The following is a 22,894-nucleotide window of genomic DNA, read 5'->3' as shown; positions in this document are numbered from 1 at the left end:
TTTGCCGCGAGATAGGCAACTCAGATGAAGACACTTACCGTTTCACGGCGTCGCGTTGCGGCGGCCGGTTTGGTGACGAGCGTGTTGGTCGCCGGTTGCGGCGGCGATCCGAACATGGACTCGTCGAACCGGGGCGCGGGTTCGGAGACCGAGACGACGTCGGTCGAGAATGCCTTCATCGTGCCGCGCTTCATACCGGGGTCGTGCGCCATCCAGGTCGGCGATGCGGCGGCGCTCACGTTCACGGTGACGAACAACCGGATCACCGAGCCCGAACGCCTGCTCGGCATCGAGACGCCCGCCGCCGAGGCGATTCGGCTCTCTCCCGATGCGACGCTGCAGATTCCGCCCGAGACGTCGATCGCCGCCGGCCAACCGATCGAAGACGTCACCGACGGCGCCGCAGACTACCCCTTCACGGCCAGAGTCGAGGGGCTTCGGGAATCGGCGACGCCGGGCAAGTCGGTGGACATGACGTTTCACTTCGACAAGCAGGGCGACCTCGTGATGAAGGTTCCGATCGAGGCCTGTCCCACTCAGAAGTAGGCCATTCGGTGTGGCCGCCGTGGGGTGGGTCAGCCGTCGGTCGAGCCGTCGGTCGAGCCGTTGTCGTCGTCGAGGTTCTCGAGCAGACCCTTCTTCTGTTGCTCCGCGGCGGCCCTGCGCCGTTCCTCCTCGGCGGCCGACTGCAGCGCGGTGCGTGCCCACACCGCCCTGGCCCAGTGGAACGTCACGACCGCGACCGCGATCCACGCGATGATCAGCCCGATGCCCGGTCCCGGGTAGCGGTCGGGGGCGGTTTGGCGCGACCACACCGCCAACAAACCGAGAAGCGTCGCCACCGTGGAACCCGCCAGCGCGATCCAAGCCAGCGCCCAGCGCCGGGTGAGCAGGGCGAGCATCGAGAAGCCGACGCCGAACACCAGTACCAGCCAAGCGAATACGCGTAACGGCAGGGTGATCCCCTCGCGCAGCGCCGTTTCACCGCCGAGGAGCACATCCAGACCGCGCGCGTCGCCGGTGTGCGGCAGGATGAACGACACCAGAAGCACGAACACCCCGATGGCGATCACCAGAGCTCGTGCGCCGGGGTCGATCTCGCCCGCGACGCGCCGCTCGACGGCCTCGATGTCGCCCTTGAACTCGTCAAAACCGTTGTCGTCGGGAGCCGTCACCGTGTGCATCCCGTCGCGGTAGCGGGTGTCGTAGGCGCGCCGATGCCCGGCATGCCCAGGCCGACGCCGGTGCGCGGGCGCCGGCCTTCGGAGTGGGCGTCGCCCGCCCGGGTGCGCCGATGGCTGTGCACGGCTGAATCGGCGATCAGGTGGTGCGGAGCGGCACCGGTCACGGTCGAGGTCACGACGTCGCCGGGGCGGATCTCGAGTCGCTGCGGGTTGAAGTGCACGAGGCGGCCGTCGCGGGCCCGACCCGACATTCTGGCCGTCGTGGCGTCTTTGCGGCCCTCACCGGCGGCCACCAGGACTTCGACGGTATGGCCGACCAAAGCGTGGTTCTCCTCGAGAGAGATCCTCTCCTGGAGGTCGATCAAACGTTGATAGCGTTCGCTCACAACGGCTTTGGGGACCTGATCGGGTAACTCGGCGGCGGGGGTGCCGGGTCGCTTGGAGTACTGGAAGGTGAACGCGCTGGCGAACCGCGCCTGCTCGACGACGTCGAGCGTGGCCTGGAAGTCCTCCTCGGTCTCACCCGGAAAACCGACGATGAGGTCGGTGGTGATCGCCGCGTGCGGTATCGCGGCGCGGACGCGGTCGATGATGCCGAGGTAGCGCTCGGCGCGGTAGGACCGTCGCATCGCCCGCAGAATGCGGTCGGATCCGGATTGCAGCGGCATGTGCAGCGTCGGGCAGACATTCGGTGTCTCGGCCATCGCGGCGATCACGTCGTCGGTGAACTCCGCGGGGTGCGGTGAGGTGAACCGCACCCGTTCGAGTCCGTCGATGCCGCCGCAGGCGCGCAGCAGCTTGGCGAACGCGCCGCGGTCCCGCGGTTCTTCGGGGTCGGCGAAGGACACGCCGTAGGCGTTGACGTTCTGGCCGAGCAGCGTGATCTCGAGCACGCCTTGTTCGACGAGTGTCTGCACCTCGGCGAGCACGTCACCGGGCCGCCGGTCGACTTCTTTGCCGCGCAGGGCGGGCACGATGCAGAACGTGCAGGTGTTGTTGCAGCCCACCGACACCGACACCCAAGCGGCATATGCGGATTCGCGCGCGGCGGGCAGCGCCGACGGGAACTCCTGGAGCGCCTCGACGATCTCGACCTGGGCCGCGTTGTTGTGTCTGGCGCGCTCGAGCAGCGTGGGCAACGACCCGATGTTGTGGGTGCCGAACACCACGTCGACCCACGGCGCCCGGTCCAGCACGGCGGCCCGGTCCTTCTGCGCCAGGCAGCCGCCGACAGCGATCTGCATATCCGGGTTGGCCTGCTTGCGCGGCGCCAGGTGGCTGATGTTGCCGTAAAGCTTGTTGTCAGCGTTCTCGCGGACGGCGCAGGTGTTGAACACAACGACGTCGGCGTCCTCGCCCTCGGCGGCGCGTTGGTATCCGGCGCCCTCCAGCAACCCCGAGAGTCGCTCGGAGTCGTGCACGTTCATCTGGCAGCCGTAGGTACGGACCTGGTATGTGCGGGTCGTCGCCGGCGCATGCGAGGACTCGTCGGTCGCGTGCGGGCGAACGGCCCGCTCGGCCGCTCCCTCTCGCGTCACCATCGAAGTCACGGCCCCATGGTACGGACCGGGCGATGCGCCGACCCGGGCGGATTGTCGAGTTCCGGGCAGGCATGCCCTTCCCTCGGTAAGGTCTGCACCCATGAAGACCAGCGAGTCGGACGGAAAAGAGGTCGATCCGACTCAGTCAAGCGTGCCCATGATCTCGATCTCGGACGTCAACAAACACTTCGGCAACCTGCATGTGCTCAAAGACATCAACCTCGAGGTGGAGCGCGGCGAGGTGATCGTGGTGCTCGGTCCATCGGGCTCGGGCAAGTCGACGTTGTGCCGCACCATCAATCGGCTCGAGCCCATCGATTCGGGCACCATCACGATCGACGGCGAGGTGCTGCCCGAGGAGGGGCGCAAGCTCGCCGAGTTGCGGTCTGACGTGGGTATGGTGTTCCAGTCCTTCAACCTGTTCGCCCACAAGACGATCCTCGAGAACGTCACGCTGGCTCCGATGAAGGTGCGCAAGAAGTCCAAGAACGAGGCCCGCGAGAAGGCGATGCAGCTACTCGAGCGGGTGGGTATCGCCAACCAGGCCGACAAGTACCCGGCGCAGCTGTCCGGCGGGCAGCAGCAGCGGGTGGCGATCGCGCGGTCTCTGGCAATGAACCCGAAGGTGATGCTGTTCGACGAACCGACCAGCGCGCTGGACCCCGAGATGATCAACGAAGTGCTCAACGTGATGACGTCGCTGGCCAAAGACGGGATGACGATGCTGGTCGTGACGCACGAAATGGGTTTCGCCCGCGGCGCGGCAAACCGGGTGGTGTTCATGGCCGATGGCGCGATCGTCGAAGCGGCCGAACCCCAGCAGTTCTTCACCAACCCGCAAAGCGAGCGTGCCAAGGACTTTCTCGGCAAGATCCTTCACCACTAGTCGAAAGGAATCTCCAATGCCATCCTTTTCCAAGCGCGTTCTGGGAGCGCTCGCGCTCGCTGTCGCGCTGCCACTGTCTGTGACCGCATGCGGCGGGGGCGACGAGGGCACGATCGTCATCGGCACCAAGTTCGACCAGCCCGGGCTGGGACTGAAGAATCCCGACGGCACCATGAGCGGCTTCGACGTCGACGTGGCCAGGTACGTGGCACAACAACTCGGGTATCCCGAGGACAAGATCGAGTGGAAGGAAGCCCCTTCGGGTCAGCGCGAGACGCTGATCCAGAACGGTCAGGTGAAGTACATCGTCGCGACGTACTCGATCACCGACGCGCGCCAGGAGAAGGTCGACTTCGCGGGGCCGTATCTGATCACGGGGCAGAGCCTGCTGGTGCGCGCCGACAACACCGACATCACCGGTGAGGCGTCGCTGGAGAACAATAAGAAGCTGTGTTCGGTGTCGGGTTCGACACCGGCGCAACGCATCAAGGACAAGTACTCCGGTGTGCAGCTGCAGCAGTACGACACGTACTCGGCGTGCATCGAGGCGTTGAAGAACGGCGCCATCGATGCGGTGACGACAGACGAGGTGATTCTGGCGGGCTATGCGGCCCAAAGCCCGGGCGCGTTCAAGGTCGTCGGCGGCACCTTCTCCGAGGAGCGGTACGGGATCGGTTTGAAGAAGGGCGATTCCGAGTTGCTGACGCAGATCAACGACGCGCTGGCAAAGATGGAGCAGGAAGGCGCCTGGAAGAAGGCCTGGGACGACAACCTCGGGGCCGCGGGCATTCCCGCGCCGAAGCCGCCGCAGATCAACCAGAGCTGACGGACCTCCCCCGCACTAGGAGGTCATGTGGAGGTTCTCCCCGGCTACACCGTCGGCCAGATCGTCGAGGCGTTCTGGACGACGATCCAACTGACGGTCTACTCCGGCATCGGTGCGCTGGTGCTCGGCACGGTGCTGGCCGCAATGCGGTTGGCGCCGGTGCCGGTGCTTCGCTGGCTCGGAACGTCATACGTCAACGTGGTGCGCAACACGCCGTTGACGCTGATCATCCTGTTCTGTTCGTTCGGGTTGGCCGGGACCATGGGAATCACGCTGGTCGACCCGAACTCGCGAACGTCCATCGAGGACAGCAACTTTCGTCTGGCGGTGCTCGGCCTGGCGTTGTACACCGCGGCGTTCGTATGTGAGACGGTGCGCTCCGGGGTGAACACCGTGCCGCTGGGACAGGCCGAGGCGGCCCGGTCGCTGGGGTTGACGTTCGGACAGAATTTGCGACTCATCCTGATGCCGCAGGCTTTTCGAGCCGTGATCATTCCGCTCGGGTCGGTGTTGATCGCCTTGACCAAGAACACCACGATCGCCTCGGCGATCGGCGTGGCCGAGGCCGCGCTGCTGATGAAGGAGATGATCGAGAACACCGCCGCGATACTCACCATCGGCACCATCTTCGCGGCCGGCTTCGTCGTCCTCACACTGCCGATCGGACTGTTCTTCGGCTGGCTCGGCAAACGGATGGCGGTCAACAGGTGAGTACCGCTTCTGTTCTCTTCGACGCGCCGGGACCGCGGGCGCGCGTCCGTAACTGGGTGGTGTCGGCGATCGTCATCGTGGTCACCGCGCTCGTCCTGGTCGCGGTGCTCGTGCAGATGGCGGCCAAAGATCAGCTCACCGCGGCCAAATGGGAGCCGTTCCTGACGGCCGATCTGTGGCGAACCTACGTTCTGCCCGGCGTGCAAGGCACGTTGACCGCCGCCGGGGTGTCGATCGTGCTGGCGCTGATCCTCGGTCTGCTGCTCGGCGTGGGTCGGCTCTCGACCCACGGCTTCCTTCGCTGGCCGTGCGCGGTGATCGTCGAATTCTTCCGTGCCGTGCCGGTTCTGATCATGATGCTGTTCGCGTTCGCGCTGTACGCGGCCTACGACATGTTTCCGTCGAAGTATCTGGCGCTGGCAGCGGTCATCACCGGGCTGACGCTCTACAACGGCGCTGTCATCGCCGAGATCGTGCGCGCCGGCGTCCACGCCCTGCCCCGCGGACAATCCGAGGCGGCTTATGCCCTCGGCATGACGTGGGGCCAGACGATGCGCTCGATCCTTCTGCCGCAGGCGATCACGTCGATGCTGCCGGTGTTGATCTCGCAGCTCGTCGTGGTGCTCAAGGACACCGCGATCGGCTACATCATCACGTTCCTCGAACTCGTTCGCCAGGGCGTGCAGATGGGTACCGCATACGGCAATCTGCTGCCCGCGCTGATCGTGGTCGCGTTGCTGATCATCGCCGTGAACTTCACGCTGTCGTGGGTGGCGACCCGGGTGGAGGCGCGGATGCGACGTTCGCGTCGCGGTCCCACGCCGCTTGAGACCGAAGCGGTCGAACAGGAAGGCGCACCGGGCGCAAAAGCCGTGTGATCAGGCCAGTTCGGCGCATCTGGCCAGCAATTCATCGTCGGGCGGCTGATAGAAGGACAACACGACATGCTGGCAGCCGAGTCGGTCGTACTCGGTCAGGGACTCCAGCTGGGCGTCGACCTGATCGGGTTGATCCGGATACAGGAACAACTGCACGCCGCGTCGGATCGACGATGGGTCACGGCCTTCCGCCGCGCACGCGTCGCCGAGCCCGCTGCTGGCCGCCGCCCACTCCTGGGGCGAGGTGCTCGGCATGTTCCATTCGTCGGCATGCTTTGCCGCGACGCGCAACATCTTCGGCTGTGAGGCGCCGACCACGATCGGTGGATGCGGACGCTGAAGCGGCTTGGGATCGCAGCGCGCCTGCTGCAGCGTGAAGAAGCGGCCGGTGAAGTCGACCGCCTCTTCGGTCCAGAGCCTGCGGATGACCGTGAGCGCCTCATCCACCATCGCGACCCGCTGTCCCGGCGGTGGGAAGTCGATGCCGTATCCGCGGTGCTCGCCCTCGTGCCAGCCGGCCCCGAGGCCGAAATCCAGTCGGCCACCGGAGATGTGGTCGACGGTGACGGCCATCTTCGCCAGCACCGCGGGGTTGCGGTACGTGACACCGGTGACCAGGCAGCCCACCCGGGCGCGCCGCACGACCACGGCCATCGCAGCCAGACTCGTCCACCCCTCGTGGGTCGGTGTCGCATGATCGACCAGACCGTAGAAATGGTCGTAGTTCCACACCGCCGGGAAACCGAGGTCGTCGCCCGTCCGCCAGAACCGTTCGAGGACCGGGTAGTCGAAGGTGGGCGCCAGCTTGACGGATACCTGCATGCAAACTGCTTACGCGGTCGGCTTTTTCATTGCAACCGACCACGCTGTGTGCGCGACGACTCGAGTCGCCGCCCCGACGTTCCGGTACTAGACCTGACGACGTTCGCGTTCGTTGGCCAACGCGACCTTGACGACATCGAACGCCATCGTCTGGCTGTATCCGCGCCGGGCAAGCATCCCGACCAGGCGGCGCGCCAGCTTGGCATCGTCACCGTCGGCCAGCTTCTCGCGGCGCAGCTTGTCGGCGACGAGTCGCTCGGCGCGGGCGCGTTCGGCACCGGGTTCGTCGTCGGCCAGCGTCGCCTCGATGACCTCGTTGTCGACGCCTTTGGTGCGTAGTTCGGCGATCAACGCCCGCCGGCCTTTTCCGGCGTTTGCCCGCCGGGATCGGACCCACTGTTCGGCGAAGTCGGCGTCGTCGACGAGGCCGACTTGTTCGAGCCTGTCGAGCACCTTGTCGCTGACGTCCTCGGGATACCCGCGCTTGGCCAGCTGGCCGGCCAGTTCGGCCCGGGTACGCGCTCGCGCGGTGAGCAGGCGCAGACACACATTCCGCGCCTGCTCCTCGCGCGAGGCCTCAGAAGTCGACCGGGGCGGGCAGTACGTCATCGTTCAAGTCATCGGTCACCACTGCGCCAATGCCGAGCTTCTCTTTGATCTTCTTCTCGATCTCGTTGGCCACCTCGACGTTCTCGAGCAGGAAGTTGCGAGCGTTTTCCTTGCCCTGGCCCAACTGCTCACCTTCGTAGGTGAACCACGAGCCGGACTTGCGGATGAAGCCCTGCTCGACACCCATGTCGATGAGCGAGCCTTCCTTGCTGATGCCCTTGCCGTAGAGGATGTCGAACTCGGCTTGCTTGAACGGCGGCGAAACCTTGTTCTTGACGACCTTCACCCGGGTGCGGTTACCGACCGCGTCGGTGCCGTCCTTGAGGGTCTCGATCCGCCTGACATCCATCCGGACCGAGGCGTAGAACTTCAAAGCCTTTCCGCCCGTTGTTGTCTCAGGACTTCCGAACATCACACCGATCTTTTCGCGGAGCTGGTTGATGAAGATCGCGGTGGTGCCCGAATTGCTCAGCGCGCCGGTCATCTTGCGCAGCGCCTGGCTCATCAGCCGGGCCTGCAGGCCGACATGGCTGTCGCCCATCTCGCCCTCGATCTCCGCGCGCGGCACCAGTGCGGCCACCGAGTCGATGACCAGGATGTCCAGTGCGCCGGAGCGGATCAGCATGTCGGCGATCTCCAGCGCCTGCTCACCAGTGTCGGGCTGGCTGACGAGCAACGCGTCGGTGTCCACCCCGAGCTTCTTGGCGTACTCGGGGTCCAGCGCGTGCTCGGCGTCGATGAACGCCGCGATCCCGCCGGCGGCCTGCGCGTTGGCGACCGCGTGCAGTGCGACGGTCGTCTTACCCGAGGACTCCGGGCCGTAGATCTCGATGACCCTGCCGCGCGGCAGGCCGCCGATGCCGAGCGCCACGTCCAGGGCGATCGAACCGGTCGGGATGACCGAGATCGGCTGGCGGACCTCTTCGCCGAGCCTCATCACCGAGCCCTTGCCGAAGTTCTTGTCGATCTGTGCGAGGGCCAGCTCGAGGGCTTTCTCGCGGTCGGGTGCCTGCGCCATGGTGGTCTCCGTCCTTGGATGTCTAGCTGTTCGGTGATCGGTTTCGATCAGTTGGCCGTGACGCTAGAGGCAGCCTCCGACAAGTCGGGACAGGTCGGCCTGACCAGCAGCATCTAGCCGTCGAACACCGCCCACAGTAGACGAACACCTGTTCGACTCGAGGGAGACACGCCGTGCCATCGGCCATCAGTGTCGAATGGTTCTCCCGTCCACTCCCCGCCGCCCGCTGCGCGGCCTATGGTGAAGACATCCCGGCCGAAACGGGGTCCGCGTGCACGAGATGGCGATAACGCAAAGTGTGATCGATGCGGTGTGCGAGCACGCCGCCGGACGCCGGGTGCACCGCGTCCAACTCGAGGTCGGCGCGCTGTGCGCCGTGGTACCCGATTCGATGCGCTTCTGCTTCGAACTTGCCACTGCGGGCACGGTCGCCGACGGGGCGCGCCTGGACCTCGACGTGCAACCCGGTGCCGCGCGCTGCCGCACCTGCGGTGAGAGCTTCGAACTGCGCGACCTGATTCTGTTGTGCCCCTGCGGCAGCGCGGATGTCGAGGTGATCGCCGGACGGGATCTGAAGATCCTCTCGATGGAAGTGAGTTGAGCATGTGCGCAACCTGCGGCTGCGGCGACGACGGCGCGACGGTCACTGTGCCGGGACACGCCCACCATCATGAGAACGGCCACAACCACGACCATTCCCACAACCACGACCATTCCCACACCGAGACGATCACCCTCGAGCAGAGGGTGCTCGCCAAGAACGACGAGCTGGCCGCACGCAACCGCGCCTGGCTGGCCGCGCACGACATCGTGGCATTCAACATCACCAGCTCCCCTGGAGCCGGAAAGACCACGCTGCTCGAGCGCACGATCCGCGAGCTCAACCCGGATCGCCCGGTGGCGGTCATCGAGGGCGATCAGGAGACGCTCCTGGACGCCGAGCGCATCAGGGCCACCGGAGCGCGCGCCGTACAGATCAACACCGGCGCAGGCTGCCACCTCGACGCCGAGATGGTGCACCGCGCGCTGCACGAGCTCGACCCGGAGCGTGGCTCGGTGCTGTTCATCGAGAACGTGGGAAACCTCGTCTGCCCCGCGCTGTTCGATCTCGGCGAGCACAGCAAAGTCGTCGTCATCTCGGTGACGGAAGGCGACGACAAACCGTTGAAGTACCCGCACATGTTCGCGGCGGCGGGGCTGGTGATCGTCAACAAGATCGATTTACTGCCATACGTCGACTTCGATCTTGAAAAATGTTGCGGTTACGTGCGATCACTGAATCGCGACGCGCAGATACTGGCGATGTCGGCCGCCACCGGTGATGGTAGCTCGCGCTGGTACGACTGGATCGACGATTGCGCAAACTCGGCTTCTGCCCTGGCAACCGTTGACAAGACATAACCCCGGGAGTAAACCCAGACTCAGCGCCGGAATTCGGCGCCACGGCACAACGTGAGGTTGGGAGCCGCAGCCCGGCTCCCGGTCGTGAGGGCCCCAGCCCGGCCCCCAGGAAGCTGTGACCTATGCCAACGGAGGCAGCAGTCAAAGCAGAAGAGGCCTTGATCCACGTCCTGTGGATCAACGCCGGTTTGAGTTGTGACGGCGATTCGGTGGCGTTGACTGCCGCCACCCAGCCCAGCATCGAGGAGATCGCCCTTGGCGCGCTCCCCGGGCTGCCGAAAATCGCCGTCCATTGGCCCCTGATCGATTTCGAATGCGGACCGAACGGGGGCGCCGACGATTTTCTCGAATGGTTCTTCAAGGCTGACCGAGGAGAGTTGGAGCCGTTCGTTCTGGTTGTCGAGGGGTCGATCCCGAACGAGAAGATCAAAGCCGAAGGCTACTGGTGCGGTTTCGGCAACGACCCCGCGACCGGCCAACCGATGACGACGAGCGAATGGCTGGATCGGCTGGCGCCTAAAGCCACTGCCATCGTCGCGGTCGGGACCTGTGCCACCTACGGCGGCATCCATGCGATGGCCGGCAATCCGACCGGCGCCATGGGCGTGCCCGACTACCTCGGTTGGGAGTGGAAGAGCAAGGCAGGCATTCCGATCGTCTGCGTACCCGGATGTCCGATCCAGCCCGACAACCTCGCCGAAACCTTGACCTACCTGTTGTACATGGCCACGGATCAGGCTCCGATGATTCCCCTTGACGACGCGTTACGCCCGCAGTGGCTGTTCGGCGCCACCGTGCACGAGGGATGTGACCGGGCCGGCTATTACGAACAAGGCGATTTCGCAACCGAGTACGGTTCGCCGAAATGCATTGTCAAGTTGGGCTGTTGGGGTCCGGTCGTCAAGTGCAACGTGCCGAAGCGCGGCTGGATCAACGGTATCGGCGGTTGCCCGAACGTGGGTGGCATATGCATCGGCTGCACCATGCCGGGATTCCCGGACAAGTTCATGCCGTTCATGGACGAACCACCCGGAGGCAAAGTGTCCACCGCGGCGTCAGCTCTGTACGGATCGGTGATCCGCAGCCTGCGCCATGTCACGGGCCGCACCGTCGACAAAGAACCCAAGTGGCGCCATCCCGGCACGCAACTCACGACCGGAGCGACCCGCACCTGGTAGGTGTGGTTCGTCCCGGGGCGCGCAGGCGTGCTTTCGGGTATCGAAACGGCCTGTGACGCTTCTCATCAGAAGAGGGAGAGAAGAGTTCGATGACAACCATCATCCCCGAGCCGTCACACGTGAAGCGCGATCCGGGCCAACTCGTGGAGATGGCGTGGGACCCCATCACCCGGATCGTCGGCAGCCTCGGCATCTACACCAAGGTCGACTTCGACAACCGCGAGGTCGTGGAGTGCCACAGCACCTCGTCAATCTTCCGCGGCTATTCGATCTTCATGAAGGGCAAGGACCCGCGCGACGCCCACTTCATCACCAGCCGCATCTGCGGCATCTGCGGCGACAATCACGCGACGTGCTCGTGCTACTGCCAGAACATGGCCTACGGCGTCAAACCGCCGCATCTCGGCGAATGGCTGATCAACCTCGGCGAGGCCGCCGAGTACATGTTCGACCACAACATCTTCCAGGAGAACCTGGTCGGTGTGGACTATTGCGAGAAGATGGTCGCCGAGACCAATCCCAGCGTGCTGGCCAAGGCCGAGAACACCCAGGCGCCGCACGCCGACATGCACGGCCACCGCACGATCGCCGACATCATGCGCTCGCTCAACCCATTCACCGGTGAGTTCTACCGGGAGGCGTTGCAGGTCAGTCGTTGGACGCGAGAGATGTTCTGCCTGATGGAAGGTCGGCACGTTCATCCGTCGACGCTTTACCCCGGTGGCATCGGCACCACCGCGACGGTCCAGTTGATGACCGACTACATGACGAGGCTGATGCGCTACGTCGAGTTCATGAAGAAGGTCGTGCCGATGCACGACGATCTCTTCGACTTCTTCTACGAAGCGCTCCCCGGCTACGACCAAGTGGGCCTGCGGCGCACGCTGCTCGGCTGCTGGGGGTCGTTCCAGGATCCCGAGGTGTGCAACTTCGAGTACAAGGACATGGAGCGCTGGGGCGACGCCATGTTCGTCACACCCGGAATCGTGATCGACGGCAAGCTGCACACCCACTCGCTTGTCGACATCAACCTTGGTATCCGAATCCTGTTGGGCCACTCGTACTATGACGACTGGACCGATCAGGAGATGTTCGTCAAGACCGATCCGCTGGGCAATCCCATCGACCGACGGCACCCCTGGAACCAGCACACCAACCCGCGGCCACAGAAGCGCGACTTCGACGGTAACTACAGCTGGGTGATGGCTCCGCGCTGGTTCGACGGCACGGACCACCTGGCGCTGGACACCGGCGGCGGGCCGTTGGCACGGCTGTGGTCCACCGCGCTCGCCGGGCTGGTCGACATCGGCTATGTCAAGGCGACCGGCCAAAGTGTGCAGATCAACCTGCCCAAGACGGCCCTGAAGGGCCCGGTCGAGCTCGAGTGGAAGATCCCGCAATACGGCAGCAACACACTCGAGCGCAATCGCGCCCGAACGTACTTCCAGGCCTATGCGGCCGCCTGCGCCCTGCACTTCGCGGAGAAGGCGTTGACGGAGATCCGCGCCGGCCGGACGAAGACCTGGGAGAAGTTCGAGGTGCCCGACGAGGGCATCGGTTGCGGGTTCACCGAAGCGGTACGCGGAGTCCTGAGTCACCACATGGTGATTCGCGACGGCAAGATCGCCAACTATCACCCCTATCCACCGACACCGTGGAATGCGAATCCCCGCGACAGCTACGGCACACCGGGACCCTACGAGGACGCGGTCCAGGGCCAGCCGATCTTCGAGGAGAACGACAGGGAGCACTTCAAGGGCATCGACATCATGCGCACCGTTCGAAGTTTCGACCCGTGCCTGCCGTGCGGCGTGCACATGTACCTGGGTAAAGGGAAAACCTTGGACCTGCTGCACTCCCCCACCCAGTCCGTCACCGGGGAATAGGGAATGGCCCCGCCGATCGAGAACGACGCGCAATGGCGTACGGCGGGTGACCGGATACAGGCCCTGCTCGATGCGTCGGCCGCAGGCGGCCCCGCCGCACACGAGCGGGCGGTCCAACTCCTCGGTGAGGTCACCGATCTCTACGGCGCCGCACTCGAGCGGATGCTGCGGATCGCGGTGAGCGCCGACGCCCGGATCGCCGAACGGCTGGCCGGCGACGACCTCGTCGCGAGCCTGCTGCTCGTACACGGCTTGCACCCGCACGATATCCACCGGCGCGTCGGGGACGCCTTGGACAGGGTGCGGCCCTATCTCGGCTCACACGGCGGTGACGTGACGCTTCTCGAAACCGTCGACGACGGCTCACACGGATTCACCGTCCGCCTGCAGTTCGCCGGCAGCTGCAAGAGCTGCCCCTCGTCGGCGGTCACCCTGGAGTTGACCGTTGAGGACGCCATCCGGGCGGCGGCCCCCGAGGTAACCGCGATCGAGGTGGTTGCGCCGGAGCCGAGCCCGACGATGATTTCGCCGGCAACGCTGTTCAGCCACGTCGAGCAGCGCGCGCCCGGACATTCCTCGTGGCACCCCGTCCCCGAATTCACCGACCTGACGCCCGGCGAGGTCGGCGGGTTCTCGGTGGCGGGAACCACTGTGCTGGCGTGCCGCATCGGCGACGAGGTGTTCGCCTACCGCGACCGGTGCGGTGTCTGCCATGAATCGCTGGCCGGTGCCGCGCTCCACCGCAGCATCGGGTCACCCGCGGGTGACCCGGTGCTGCGCTGCCCGCGCTGCCATGCCCATTTCGACGTTGTGCACGCGGGAGCCTGCGTCGACGAGGGCTCCGATCCGCTCACTCACCTGGAGCCGATTCCGCTGCTGGCGCGCGACGGCGTGCTGTCGATCGCGATGGGCGCGCAAGCCACCGAGGCGGGTGTGGCATGACCAGCGCGTACGACGTGCTCGCGATGATCCGGGCCAACCGCGGCGCCCCCGCACCCGCGGGCGAACGCTGTGAGATGTGCGCCGAAGCGATCGCCGACGAACACCAGCACGTCGTGAATGTCGAAGCGCGAGCGCTGATGTGCGTATGCCGCGGCTGTTATCTGCTGTTCACCGACACCAGCGCCGAGCTCCGCTATCGCGCGGTCCCCGACCGCTGGCTGTCCTTCCCGGAATTCGGGCTGGGACGCCGGGATTGGCAGCTTCTTCAGATCCCGGTCGGGCTGGCGTTCTTCTTCAGGAACTCGACGTTGAATCGCGTGGTGGCCTTTTATCCCGGGCCGGCGGGCGCGACCGAGTCTGAACTGGACCTCTCCGCGTGGGACGGCGTCCGTGCGGCGGACCCGCGGGTTGACCTGCTCGCCGACGACACCGAGGCCCTGCTGGTGCGGGTGCCCGACGATGAACGTCGGGCACCGGAATGCTTCCTGGTGCCCATCGACGCCTGCTACGAGTTCGTCGGCAGGCTCCGCCAGCTGTGGCACGGTTTCGACGGCGGTCAGCAGGTGCGCGGATATCTCGACGATTTCTTCGAGCACGTGCGTGACCGGGCGAAGGTGGTGGCGCCGTGCCAGAGCTGACCTTCGCGGTGCTCGACATCCGCGCCGAACCGTACGCGGTGGCACCGGTGCTCACGGCCCGGATCGGTATCGCTTCCGACGGTGACGACCCCGTGCATGCCATCGCGCTGCGGTGCCAGGTCCGCATCGAACCGTTGCGCCGCCGGTACTCCGATGACGAGGCGTTCGGACTGCTCGACCTGTTCGGACCCCGTGAGCGCTGGGACACCACACAACACAACTTCCTTTGGCAGCATGCCAGCACCATGGTTCCGGGCTTCACCGGGACCACGCAGGTCGACCTGCCGCTCGAGTGCACATACGACCTCGAGGTGACTGCGGCCAAATACTTCCATGCGCTGGGCGAGGGTGGGGTTCCGCTGCAATTCCTGTTCAGTGGAACGGTTTTTTCCCGCGGTGAAAAGAACTTCAGCGTTCAGCAGGTCCCCTGGGATCGCGAGGACCACTACGACCTGCCCGTGTCGACGTGGCACGACCTGATGCGCCTGCACTTTCCCAACACCGGTTGGTTGCGGCTGAGTCACGACACCATCGACGCGCTGTCCGAGTTCAAATCAGCCCGCGGCCTCCTGAACTACGACGACGCGATCGTCTCGCTACTGGCCGCTCACACCGCAGAGGAGATTCGATGACCGCAGACTGGGATCACGCCCGGGCCGTCGCGGACGCGGTGCTCTACGAGGGGTACCTGCTGTATCCCTACCGAGCGAGCTCGAGCAAGAACCAGTCCCGTTGGCAGTTCGGCGTTCTGGGACCGAACGGCGCCGCGGAGGCCGCCATCGGAGAAGACGCCTCGCTGTGCACCCAGGTGCTGGTGGACCCGCACGGCATCCCGATGGTTACCGGTGTGATCCGCTTCTTGCAATTGCAGCGCCGCAGCGTCGAACGCGACGCCGGGGGTGGACGGTTCGAACCGGTCGGTGAGCTGCGTTCGGGGGCCGATGCATGGGTCAGCTGGGACGAGGCCGTCGAGTGCGAGATCCCGATCGACCCGTTCCCGGTCATGAGCCTGCCTCGGACATTGGACATCTCGGTTCCGTCGGCGAGAGAGATCGAGCCCGTCGCGGGCGGCAGGCTGGTGCGGACGCGCCGCGAGCTGAGCGGCCGACTCGACGTCTCCGCCGAGCAAAACGGCGACTTGCTGCGGCTCACGTTCGATGTGTGCAACACCGCTGCACCGGCCGGCGACAAGGACGAGGCGATCGCCGTGTCACTGATCGGGACCCACCTCTTGCTGGAGGTGGCCGACGGTGAGTTCATCTCCCTGCTCGAACCGCCGGAGTGGGCCGCCGACGCCGTGGCGCGGTGTCGCCAGTACCGCTGCTTTCCGGTGCTCGCCGGACCGGCGCCACATCGGGATCTCGTGCTCGCGTCGCCGATCATCCTCTACGACCACCCCGAGATCGCCGAGCAGAGCAAGGGTGCGCTCTACGACTCGACCGAGATCGACGAGATCCTGACGCTGCGCATCATGACCATGACCGACGACGAGAAGGCGCAGGCCCGGGCCACCGATCAACGCGCCGCGGCGATCATCGACCGCTGCGACTCGATGTCGCCCGAGGCGATGCTCGATCTGCACGGCGTGCTGCGGAACCCGCATGTGCCGGGCGGGGAGCCGGACCTGATCCCGCAGATCCCGGCCGGCGTCGAGTGGTGGGATCCCATGGCCGATACGGCGGTGCAGCCGGACTCGGACGCGGTGCTGGTCAACGACACTCGCATCGCCCGCGGCAGCCGTGTGCGGTTGCACCCCTCCCGGCGGGCCGACGCGCAGGACGTGTTCTACGCCGACAAGATCGCGCGCGTCACCTCGGTGCATGAGGACGTCGACGGCGAGCACCATATCGGCGTCGTCATCGAGGACGATCCCGGTGCCGAACTGCACGACTGGTACGGCCGCTACCTGTACTTCGCACCTGACGAGGTCGAACCTCTGGTTGAAGGGAGTCCGCAATGGAAGTGATTGGCTGGATCGCGGTCGGAGCCGTGGCGGTCGTGGCCGTGGCGGCGGCGTTGATCGGCATCCGCTCCGTACCGGATGCGCGGCGCTACATGAAGATGCGCCGGATGTGAAGCCGGACGAGGTGTCCCGATCTCTCGAATTCTGGTAGCCGGACTCGGCAACATCTTCCTCGGGGACGACGGCTTCGGCCCCGAGGTGATGCGCCGCGTGCCGCCCGACCTCGCCGGACCACACGTTGCGGTCAGGGATTACGGGATCGGCGGCATGCACCTCGCCTACGACCTGCTCGACGGCTGCGACGCCCTGGTCCTCGTCGACGCCATCCCGAGTCGCGGCGCGCCCGGCACGCTCCACGTATTCGAGGCCGACCTCACCGACGCCCGGGCCGCAACGGGTCTGGACGCGCACGCGATGGATCCCGCGGCGGTGTTCGACAGCCTCAATGCGCTCGGCGGCACCCCGCCCTTCACCGTGGTGATCGGCTGCGAGGTCGACCGCGTCGACGAGGGTATCGGTCTGTCGGATGCCGTCGCGGCGGCCGTACCAGAGGCGGTGCGGGTGATCGGCGAGGTGGTCGCCGGACTATCGGCCCACGTCTCGGTGGCGGAGGGCTGACCGATGTGTCTGGGGATACCGGGGCAGGTCGTGACGATGCTGGAGGGCTACGGCGATCAGCTGGCCCTCGTCGACGTCGCGGGTGAGCACCGCAAGGTCAACGTCGGCATGCTGCCCGAGGAGACGTTCGCACCGGGCGACTGGGTCATCATCCACATGGGCTTCGCGGTGGAGAAGACCGACAAGGCAGGGGCCGACGCCGCACTCGCGGGTCTGCAATTGTTGGGCAGGGGCGAACCGGTTCCGGGCCTTGAGGATTCACCGTGACCACGCGGTGCCGGCTGCGTGTCCGGGTCCGGGGAGTGGTCCAGGGCGTCGGCTTCCGCCCCTTCGTGTATACGACAGCGGCCGCGCTGGGGCTGACCGGAAGCGTCCGCAACGACAGCGCGGGCGCGCTCGTCGTCGTCGAGGGCGAGACCGCCGACGTCGAGACGTTTCTGATCCGGTTGCGCGACCACCCGCCGCCGCTGGCGGTGATCGAAGGCCTTGACACCGAAGCGCTTCCGGTCGCGGGCGGGACGGGTTTCGTCATCGCCGACACCTCGCGGACCGACGGTGGCCGCACGCTCACCTCACCCGACGTCGCCATGTGCTCCGATTGCGCCGCCGAACAACGCGACCCGCGCAACCGACGTTTCCGTCATGCGTTCATCAACTGCACCAACTGCGGACCGCGCTTCACCATCATCGCCTCGCTGCCCTACGACCGGCACGCCACGACCATGGCGGGCTTCGACATGTGCGAGGCCTGCGCGCGCGAATACCACGATCCCGCCGACCGCAGGTTCCACGCCCAGCCCGTCTGCTGCCCCGCCTGCGGCCCAACGTTGACCTACCGCGACCTCGCGGGAGCCACCATGACGGGCGAATCCGCGCTGCGGCGCGCGCGCCGGTTACTGACCGACGGAGGCATCCTGGCGGTCAAGGGCATCGGCGGCTACCACCTGGCCTGCGACGCCGCCGACGAACGCGCGGTCGCCGAGTTGCGTGCCAGGAAGCGCCGCGGCGAGAAACCATTCGCGGTGATGGCACCCGACCTCGCGACCGCTCGCGGCCTGGTCGAGATCGATGCGCCGTCAGCGCGGTTGCTGGCCGGACCGCAACGCCCCATCGTGTTGATGCCGCGGCGCGACGGCGCCCCCGTCGCCGACGCCGTCGCACCGCACAACCCCGACCTGGGCATCCTGCTGGCCTACACCCCGTTGCACGCTCTGCTGTTCGGGCTGCCCGGCGACGCACCCGGACCGACCGTGTTGGTGATGACCTCGGCCAACCTCGCCGGCGAGCCGATCTGCTTCGTCGATGCGACCGCGCTGGAACGGCTTTCGCGCATCGTCGACGGTTGGCTGATGAACGACCGCGAAATCCTGGTGCCCTGCGACGACTCCGTGATGCGGGTGATCACTCTCGACGGCGGATACGAGCCGGTGGAATTGCCGATCCGGCGATCGCGCGGCTATGCGCCGCTGCCCGTGGCGTTGCCGATGCCGGTACCGCCCTCGCTGGCGGTCGGCGCCGACCTGAAGAACACCATGGCGGTCGCGGACGGCCGATACGCATGGCTGAGCCAGCACATCGGCGACATGGACGACCTGGCGACGCTGTCGGCGTTCGATTCCGCCCAACGCCACCTGCGGGAATTGACGTCCGTCGCGCCGCAGGTGTTGGTCGCCGACGCGCATCCGCTGTACCGGTCGACCGAGTGGGCCCGGCGCAACGCCGCCGACCGGCCGGTCAAACTAGTTCAGCATCATCACGCACACATCGCCGCGGTGATGGCCGAACACGGCCTCGACGGGTCCACACAGGTGCTCGGGTTCGCCTTCGACGGAACGGGTTACGGGCCCGACCGTGCGGTGTGGGGCGGCGAGGTGCTGCTGGCCAACTACAAGGGCTACCAACGGCTCGCGCACCTGAAGTACGTGCCCCTCGCCGGTGGTGACGTCAGCGTCCTGCGCCCGTATCGGATGGCCCTGGCACACCTGCGGTCGGCGGGGATCGCGTGGGATCCCGAACTGCCCCCGGTCTCGGCCTGTCCACCCGACGAGCGTCAAGCGCTTGCCCGGCAACTCGAGACCGGTCTCGGGTGCGTACCGACCTCCAGCATGGGCCGGCTGTTCGACGCGGTGTCCTCGCTCGTCGGCGTGCGGCACATGGTGGACTATGAAGCGCAGGCCGCGATCGAGCTGGAGGGCATGTCCCGCGGCGTCGATTGCGGCACAGAGCCTTACGCATTCAGCGTCGACACATCCGACTCCGCGGCGGTGATCGATCCCGCGCCCGTACTTGACGCTATCGTCGCTGACCTCCGTGCGGGCATATCCCCGTCCGGCATCGGCGCCCGGTTCCATCGCGCGGTCGCCGACCTGGTCGTCGACCTCGCTTGCACACACGCCGACTCGTCGCGTCCCGTGGCCCTTTCCGGGGGGGTCTTCCAGAACGCGCTGCTCCTCGAGTTGACGCTGAACGGGCTACACGACAGGGGCATCGACGCGATGACCCATCGCATAGTGCCGCCCAACGACGGCGGTATCGCGCTCGGCCAGCTCCTGGTGGGGAACGCATCATGAACGGCAAGGACGGTCGTACGGAGTTCGGCCGCTACGCGTACCCGCCGAACGAGCTCGGCTACTGTGGACCCGCCGAGGTCAACGCCACTTCCGGGCTCGCCTCGCATGCACGCGAATTCGATGGAGCCTGGCCGTATCTGTCCGCCATCGCCGAGGCGCTCGGCGCCTCTGACGCACTCGACGAAGAGGTCGTTCGCGCTTACTGGATCGGTGGTCGCGCGCTGAGCAAGGTGGATCCCGAGCACCTGCTCGCCCGGCTACGTGCCTCGTTCACCGGCCAAGTCACCGGACTGCTCGACGCTGTTTCCTCCACCTCTGATGCCCTGGCACACCACAGCTTTCACGTCTTGGTCGTTTACCCCTGGGTGAAGTTCCTGGGACGCGACGCCGACACCGCGATGGGCGTCATGCAGGCTTGCCGCATCCGGTGGGGCACCGTCACGTCCGTCACCGGCGACCAGGCGGAGATCACGTCGCGGCCGCTGAAATACGGAGACGGTCGCCTGGTACTGGGCGATCGGCGCGCCGAGCGAATCACATGGAAGCGGGGAGGGCTGTCACTGGCGCCCCCTCCGAAACCTGGGACGATCGTCTCCGCCCACTGGGACTGGATCTGCGGGACGCTGACCGACGAGGAGGCCGCCGACCTCGAAGGGGCCACGCAGACAACGCTCGATCTTGTGAACTCTATTCTCGGACAGGGAGTATCGCGATGACGATCGCTGAGCGACCGTATGTCGGCGACGAGTTATCCGCCGACCTGGCCGCCGCCGCGCTGGATCTGGCCCGCCGGTTCAACGACGGCGCGACCCTGTGGGTGATCTCACCGCAATGGGAACCGCACGCCCACCACATCGCGGTCGAGTTCGTGCACCCGGTGATCATGGGCAAGCGGGCGCTTCCGTCGGTCGCCCTGGTCGAACCGGATCCGGTCGCGCAGACGCGGGTGGCCAGCCGGCCCGGTGATCTGCTGGTCGCGGTGGCATCGGCGGACGAACCGTCTGTCGTCGACGCCATGCAGCGCGCCCGCGCGTGGGGCGTCCTGACGCTGTGGATCGGCTCCGGACCGCGTCCGCCTGCGGGAGCGGCGAACCACATCCTCTGGATCGACACCGACGACCCGATGGTGCCCGCCACCGGAGCGTTCGTGCTGCTGTATCACCTGCTGTGGGAGCTCACCCACGTCTGCTTCGAGCATCAGGGTCTGCTCGGACCGGCGCAGCCCGCTGCCGTCTGCGTGACGTGCAGCGACGAGGGGCGGCTCGGCGAGGTGCTCGCCGAACCGGTCGACGCGACGAGTTCGGCGCTGGTACGCACCGCCGACGGCGAGGAGTGGGTCGACGTCACGCTGATCGGTGACGTCGCCGTCGACGACCTCGTCCTGCTTCACGCCGGCGCGGCGATCTCGCGCGTCGAGCCCGAGGAGGTGCGCCGATGACCGAATCCGATGCCACCGGTTTCCTGTACCCGTTTATCGAGTCCGAGGAGACCGACGCCACGAGCCTGCTCGACGATCTCGCGGCCTCGGCCCGCGGTAAGGCCGCTGAAAGCGCTCGGCTTCAACGGGAATCGCTAGATGAGTACGGCGATAGTTTGACCGCGGCCGGAACGCAGATGGCCGAGCGGTTCGGCCGCGGCGGGCGGTTGTACACCTTCGGCAACGGCGGAAGTTCCACCGACGCCGCGACATTGGCCTCGCTGTTCAGCCGACCGGCGCGCGGAAGGCCGATCGCCGCGTGGTCGCTCGCCGCCGACAACGCCGTGGTTACCGCGCTCGGCAACGATGTCGGGTTCGAGCTGATCTTCAAACGCCAGATCATCGCCCACGCCCGCGACCGCGACGTTGCGATCGCGCTGTCCACGTCCGGCAACTCCGACGATCTGATGACCGCGATCACCGAAGCCAAGCGACGAGGTCTGCTGACCGTGGGCTTCTCCGGCCATGACGGCGGGCGGATGGCGGCCGCCGACGACCTCGACTTCTGTTTCACCATCCACTCACAGAGCATCCACCGCATCCAGGAGAGCCACGCGATGCTCGGCTACCAACTCTGGTCGGTAGTCCAGACACACCTGCACACCACCACGGCCCGCACACTGAACGGAGCGCATTCCACATGACACGAGCTGCGAGCGCGTCCGAACGCGAAGACCGGGTGCTGGAACGGATCGACAAGTTCCGCCAGCGACGACCCCGTCTGCTCGACGACGTGGTGACGCTCGCACACGGGGCGGGCGGCAAGTCGTCGGCAGCGCTCGTCGACGCGGTGTTCCTCGAGGCCTTCCGCAACGACGAACTCGAACAACTCGGTGACGCGGCCGCGGTGCGGATGCCGTCGGGTGAACAACTGGCATTCTCCACCGACTCCTACGTGGTGTCGCCGCGGCGCTTCCCTGGCGGCTCCATCGGCCACGTCGCGGTGCACGGCACGATCAACGACCTGGCCGTGTCCGGCGCCCGCCCACAGTGGCTTTCGGCGGCGTTCGTGATCGAAGAGGGCTTTCCGATCGCCGAACTGCGCGAGATCGTCGCGGACATGGGCGAAGCCGCATTGAACGCGGGGGTGCAGATCGTCACCGGCGACACGAAGGTCGTCGGCAGGGGCGCCGCCGACGGCGTCTACATCTGCACCGCGGGCATGGGGTTGATTCCCGAGGGCCGGCGACTGTCCCGCGACAGCGTAAAGCCCGGCGACAAGGTCGTGCTGTCAGGCACGATCGGCGAGCACGGGATGGCCGTCATGCTGGCGCGCGGCGATCTGGCCATCGACGCCGACATCGCCTCGGACACGGCGCCGGTGCACGAACTCGTCGAGCTGCTGATGACCGCGGCGCCGTCGACAAGGTGGATGCGCGATGCGACCCGCGGGGGTGTGGGCACGGTGGCTAACGAACTCGTCAAAGACTCGCCCTTCGCGATGATCCTCGACGAGGAGAGGCTGCCCGTCCTGCCGCAGGTGCTCGGGGCGTGCGACATGCTCGGCATCGACCCGCTCTACGTGGCGAATGAGGGCAAGTTCGTCGCCGTGGTGCCCGCCGACGAAGCCGATGCCGCGGTGTCCGCGCTGCGCGGCCACCCGCAGGGCGCGCAGGCCGCGGTGGTCGGCGAGATCGTCCCCGAACCCCGCGGAATCGTCGCGCTACGAACGTCGTTCGGTGGCAGCCGGATCGTCGACATGCTCGTCGGCGACCCCCTGCCGCGGATCTGTTGAGAGGAGACCGA

General features: G+C 66.5%; 26 protein-coding genes. 21 read left to right on the top strand and 5 right to left on the bottom strand.

Going from position 1 to position 22,894, the window contains the following annotated elements; translation table 11 throughout:
* Positions 1-24 precede the first annotated feature (24 nt).
* Positions 25-546 (top strand): hypothetical protein, encoded by a 522-nt coding sequence (locus CEX87_RS01635; RefSeq protein ID WP_066809181.1) that lies wholly within the window; start codon positions 25-27, stop codon positions 544-546.
* Between the two features lie 29 nt (positions 547-575).
* Here the strand turns inward: CEX87_RS01635 and CEX87_RS01630 are convergent, their stop codons facing one another.
* Together CEX87_RS01630 and miaB are read right to left on the bottom strand one after the other, a co-directional pair.
* Entirely contained in the window at positions 576-1,184 is a 609-nt protein-coding gene (locus CEX87_RS01630) for an Rv2732c family membrane protein (protein ID WP_064395272.1), read from the bottom strand.
* Positions 1,172-2,725: a tRNA (N6-isopentenyl adenosine(37)-C2)-methylthiotransferase MiaB gene (gene miaB / locus CEX87_RS01625; protein ID WP_064416994.1), complete on the bottom strand. Its 1,554-nt coding sequence runs from the start codon at positions 2,723-2,725 to the stop codon at positions 1,172-1,174. The genes CEX87_RS01630 and miaB overlap by 13 nt, the downstream gene beginning before the upstream one ends.
* 157 nt (positions 2,726-2,882) lie before the next feature.
* Between miaB and CEX87_RS01620 the strand changes: the two genes are divergently transcribed.
* The 4 genes from CEX87_RS01620 to CEX87_RS01605 are packed head-to-tail and all read left to right on the top strand — an operon-like array spanning position 2,883 to position 6,026.
* A complete protein-coding gene (locus CEX87_RS01620; RefSeq protein ID WP_064395601.1) occupies positions 2,883-3,611 on the top strand; it encodes an amino acid ABC transporter ATP-binding protein in 729 nt (242 codons plus the stop codon).
* Between the two features lie 16 nt (positions 3,612-3,627).
* Positions 3,628-4,437, top strand: coding sequence for a glutamate ABC transporter substrate-binding protein (locus CEX87_RS01615; protein ID WP_064395270.1), 810 nt, complete (start codon positions 3,628-3,630; stop codon positions 4,435-4,437).
* A 27-nt stretch (positions 4,438-4,464) separates the two neighbouring features.
* The gene (locus CEX87_RS01610; RefSeq protein ID WP_094285702.1) at positions 4,465-5,148 is read left to right on the top strand and encodes an amino acid ABC transporter permease; all 684 of its coding nucleotides are present in this window, start codon (positions 4,465-4,467) and stop codon (positions 5,146-5,148) included.
* Entirely contained in the window at positions 5,145-6,026 is an 882-nt protein-coding gene (locus CEX87_RS01605; RefSeq protein ID WP_068197554.1) for an amino acid ABC transporter permease, read from the top strand. Before CEX87_RS01610 ends, CEX87_RS01605 begins: the two co-directional genes overlap by 4 nt.
* Here CEX87_RS01605 and CEX87_RS01600 read toward each other — a convergent pair whose 3' ends face one another.
* The 3 genes from CEX87_RS01600 to recA form a co-directional block, all read right to left on the bottom strand.
* Positions 6,027-6,848: a TIGR03560 family F420-dependent LLM class oxidoreductase gene (locus tag CEX87_RS01600; protein WP_094285700.1), complete on the bottom strand. Its 822-nt coding sequence runs from the start codon at positions 6,846-6,848 to the stop codon at positions 6,027-6,029.
* An 87-nt stretch (positions 6,849-6,935) separates the two neighbouring features.
* A complete protein-coding gene (recX, locus tag CEX87_RS01595) occupies positions 6,936-7,457 on the bottom strand; it encodes a recombination regulator RecX (RefSeq protein WP_094285698.1) in 522 nt (173 codons plus the stop codon).
* Positions 7,426-8,475, bottom strand: coding sequence for a recombinase RecA (gene recA, locus CEX87_RS01590; RefSeq protein WP_064395265.1), 1,050 nt, complete (start codon positions 8,473-8,475; stop codon positions 7,426-7,428). Before recA ends, recX begins: the two co-directional genes overlap by 32 nt.
* 271 nt (positions 8,476-8,746) lie before the next feature.
* On the opposite strand from recA, the gene hypA reads away from it, so the two are divergent.
* The 16 genes from hypA to hypE all read left to right on the top strand — a co-directional run bounded on the left by hypA (position 8,747) and on the right by hypE (position 22,883).
* On the top strand, positions 8,747-9,076 hold the full coding sequence (gene hypA, locus CEX87_RS01585) for a hydrogenase maturation nickel metallochaperone HypA (protein WP_064395264.1): 330 nt from the start codon (positions 8,747-8,749) through the stop codon (positions 9,074-9,076).
* 2 nt (positions 9,077-9,078) lie between these two features.
* Positions 9,079-9,876, top strand: a complete 798-nt coding sequence (gene hypB / locus CEX87_RS01580; RefSeq protein WP_094285696.1) for a hydrogenase nickel incorporation protein HypB — start codon at positions 9,079-9,081, stop codon at positions 9,874-9,876.
* Positions 9,877-9,998: 122 nt separating this feature from the next.
* Positions 9,999-11,054, top strand: a complete 1,056-nt coding sequence (locus CEX87_RS01575; RefSeq protein ID WP_064416985.1) for an NADH-quinone oxidoreductase subunit B family protein — start codon at positions 9,999-10,001, stop codon at positions 11,052-11,054.
* A gap of 89 nt (positions 11,055-11,143) precedes the next feature.
* Positions 11,144-12,940: a nickel-dependent hydrogenase large subunit gene (locus tag CEX87_RS01570; RefSeq protein ID WP_064395261.1), complete on the top strand. Its 1,797-nt coding sequence runs from the start codon at positions 11,144-11,146 to the stop codon at positions 12,938-12,940.
* Between the two features lie 3 nt (positions 12,941-12,943).
* A complete protein-coding gene (locus CEX87_RS01565) occupies positions 12,944-13,882 on the top strand; it encodes a NifU family protein (protein WP_064395260.1) in 939 nt (312 codons plus the stop codon).
* Positions 13,879-14,520 carry a DUF5947 family protein gene (locus CEX87_RS01560; RefSeq protein ID WP_064395259.1) on the top strand — a complete coding sequence of 214 codons (642 nt, stop codon included), beginning with the start codon at positions 13,879-13,881 and terminating at the stop codon, positions 14,518-14,520. Before CEX87_RS01565 ends, CEX87_RS01560 begins: the two co-directional genes overlap by 4 nt.
* Positions 14,508-15,152 (top strand): DUF6084 family protein, encoded by a 645-nt coding sequence (locus tag CEX87_RS01555; RefSeq protein ID WP_064395258.1) that lies wholly within the window; start codon positions 14,508-14,510, stop codon positions 15,150-15,152. The genes CEX87_RS01560 and CEX87_RS01555 overlap by 13 nt, the downstream gene beginning before the upstream one ends.
* Positions 15,149-16,486 carry a hypothetical protein gene (locus CEX87_RS01550; protein ID WP_064428469.1) on the top strand — a complete coding sequence of 446 codons (1,338 nt, stop codon included), beginning with the start codon at positions 15,149-15,151 and terminating at the stop codon, positions 16,484-16,486. Before CEX87_RS01555 ends, CEX87_RS01550 begins: the two co-directional genes overlap by 4 nt.
* Positions 16,477-16,596, top strand: a complete 120-nt coding sequence (locus CEX87_RS27930; protein ID WP_094285694.1) for a DUF6893 family small protein — start codon at positions 16,477-16,479, stop codon at positions 16,594-16,596. Before CEX87_RS01550 ends, CEX87_RS27930 begins: the two co-directional genes overlap by 10 nt.
* Before the next feature lie 28 nt (positions 16,597-16,624).
* On the top strand, positions 16,625-17,101 hold the full coding sequence (locus CEX87_RS01540) for a hydrogenase maturation protease (protein WP_094285692.1): 477 nt from the start codon (positions 16,625-16,627) through the stop codon (positions 17,099-17,101).
* Between the two features lie 3 nt (positions 17,102-17,104).
* A complete protein-coding gene (locus CEX87_RS01535; protein WP_064416982.1) occupies positions 17,105-17,368 on the top strand; it encodes a HypC/HybG/HupF family hydrogenase formation chaperone in 264 nt (87 codons plus the stop codon).
* Positions 17,365-19,671, top strand: coding sequence for a carbamoyltransferase HypF (gene hypF, locus CEX87_RS01530; protein ID WP_064416981.1), 2,307 nt, complete (start codon positions 17,365-17,367; stop codon positions 19,669-19,671). The genes CEX87_RS01535 and hypF overlap by 4 nt, the downstream gene beginning before the upstream one ends.
* Positions 19,668-20,387 (top strand): DUF6390 family protein, encoded by a 720-nt coding sequence (locus CEX87_RS01525; RefSeq protein ID WP_064416980.1) that lies wholly within the window; start codon positions 19,668-19,670, stop codon positions 20,385-20,387. The genes hypF and CEX87_RS01525 overlap by 4 nt, the downstream gene beginning before the upstream one ends.
* Positions 20,384-21,109, top strand: coding sequence for a HypC/HybG/HupF family hydrogenase formation chaperone (locus tag CEX87_RS01520; protein WP_064395252.1), 726 nt, complete (start codon positions 20,384-20,386; stop codon positions 21,107-21,109). Before CEX87_RS01525 ends, CEX87_RS01520 begins: the two co-directional genes overlap by 4 nt.
* Complete coding sequence (locus CEX87_RS01515) at positions 21,106-21,792, top strand: D-sedoheptulose-7-phosphate isomerase (protein WP_064395251.1); 687 nt, start codon at positions 21,106-21,108, stop codon at positions 21,790-21,792. Before CEX87_RS01520 ends, CEX87_RS01515 begins: the two co-directional genes overlap by 4 nt.
* Entirely contained in the window at positions 21,789-22,883 is a 1,095-nt protein-coding gene (hypE, locus tag CEX87_RS01510) for a hydrogenase expression/formation protein HypE (RefSeq protein ID WP_066809190.1), read from the top strand. The genes CEX87_RS01515 and hypE overlap by 4 nt, the downstream gene beginning before the upstream one ends.
* The last annotated feature ends 11 nt before the right edge of the window (positions 22,884-22,894 follow it).

Origin of the sequence: Mycobacterium lehmannii (assembly GCF_002245535.1) — a bacterium.
Lineage (GTDB): Bacteria > Actinomycetota > Actinomycetes > Mycobacteriales > Mycobacteriaceae > Mycobacterium > Mycobacterium lehmannii.
This window is presented reverse-complemented; position numbering and strand designations above follow the sequence as displayed.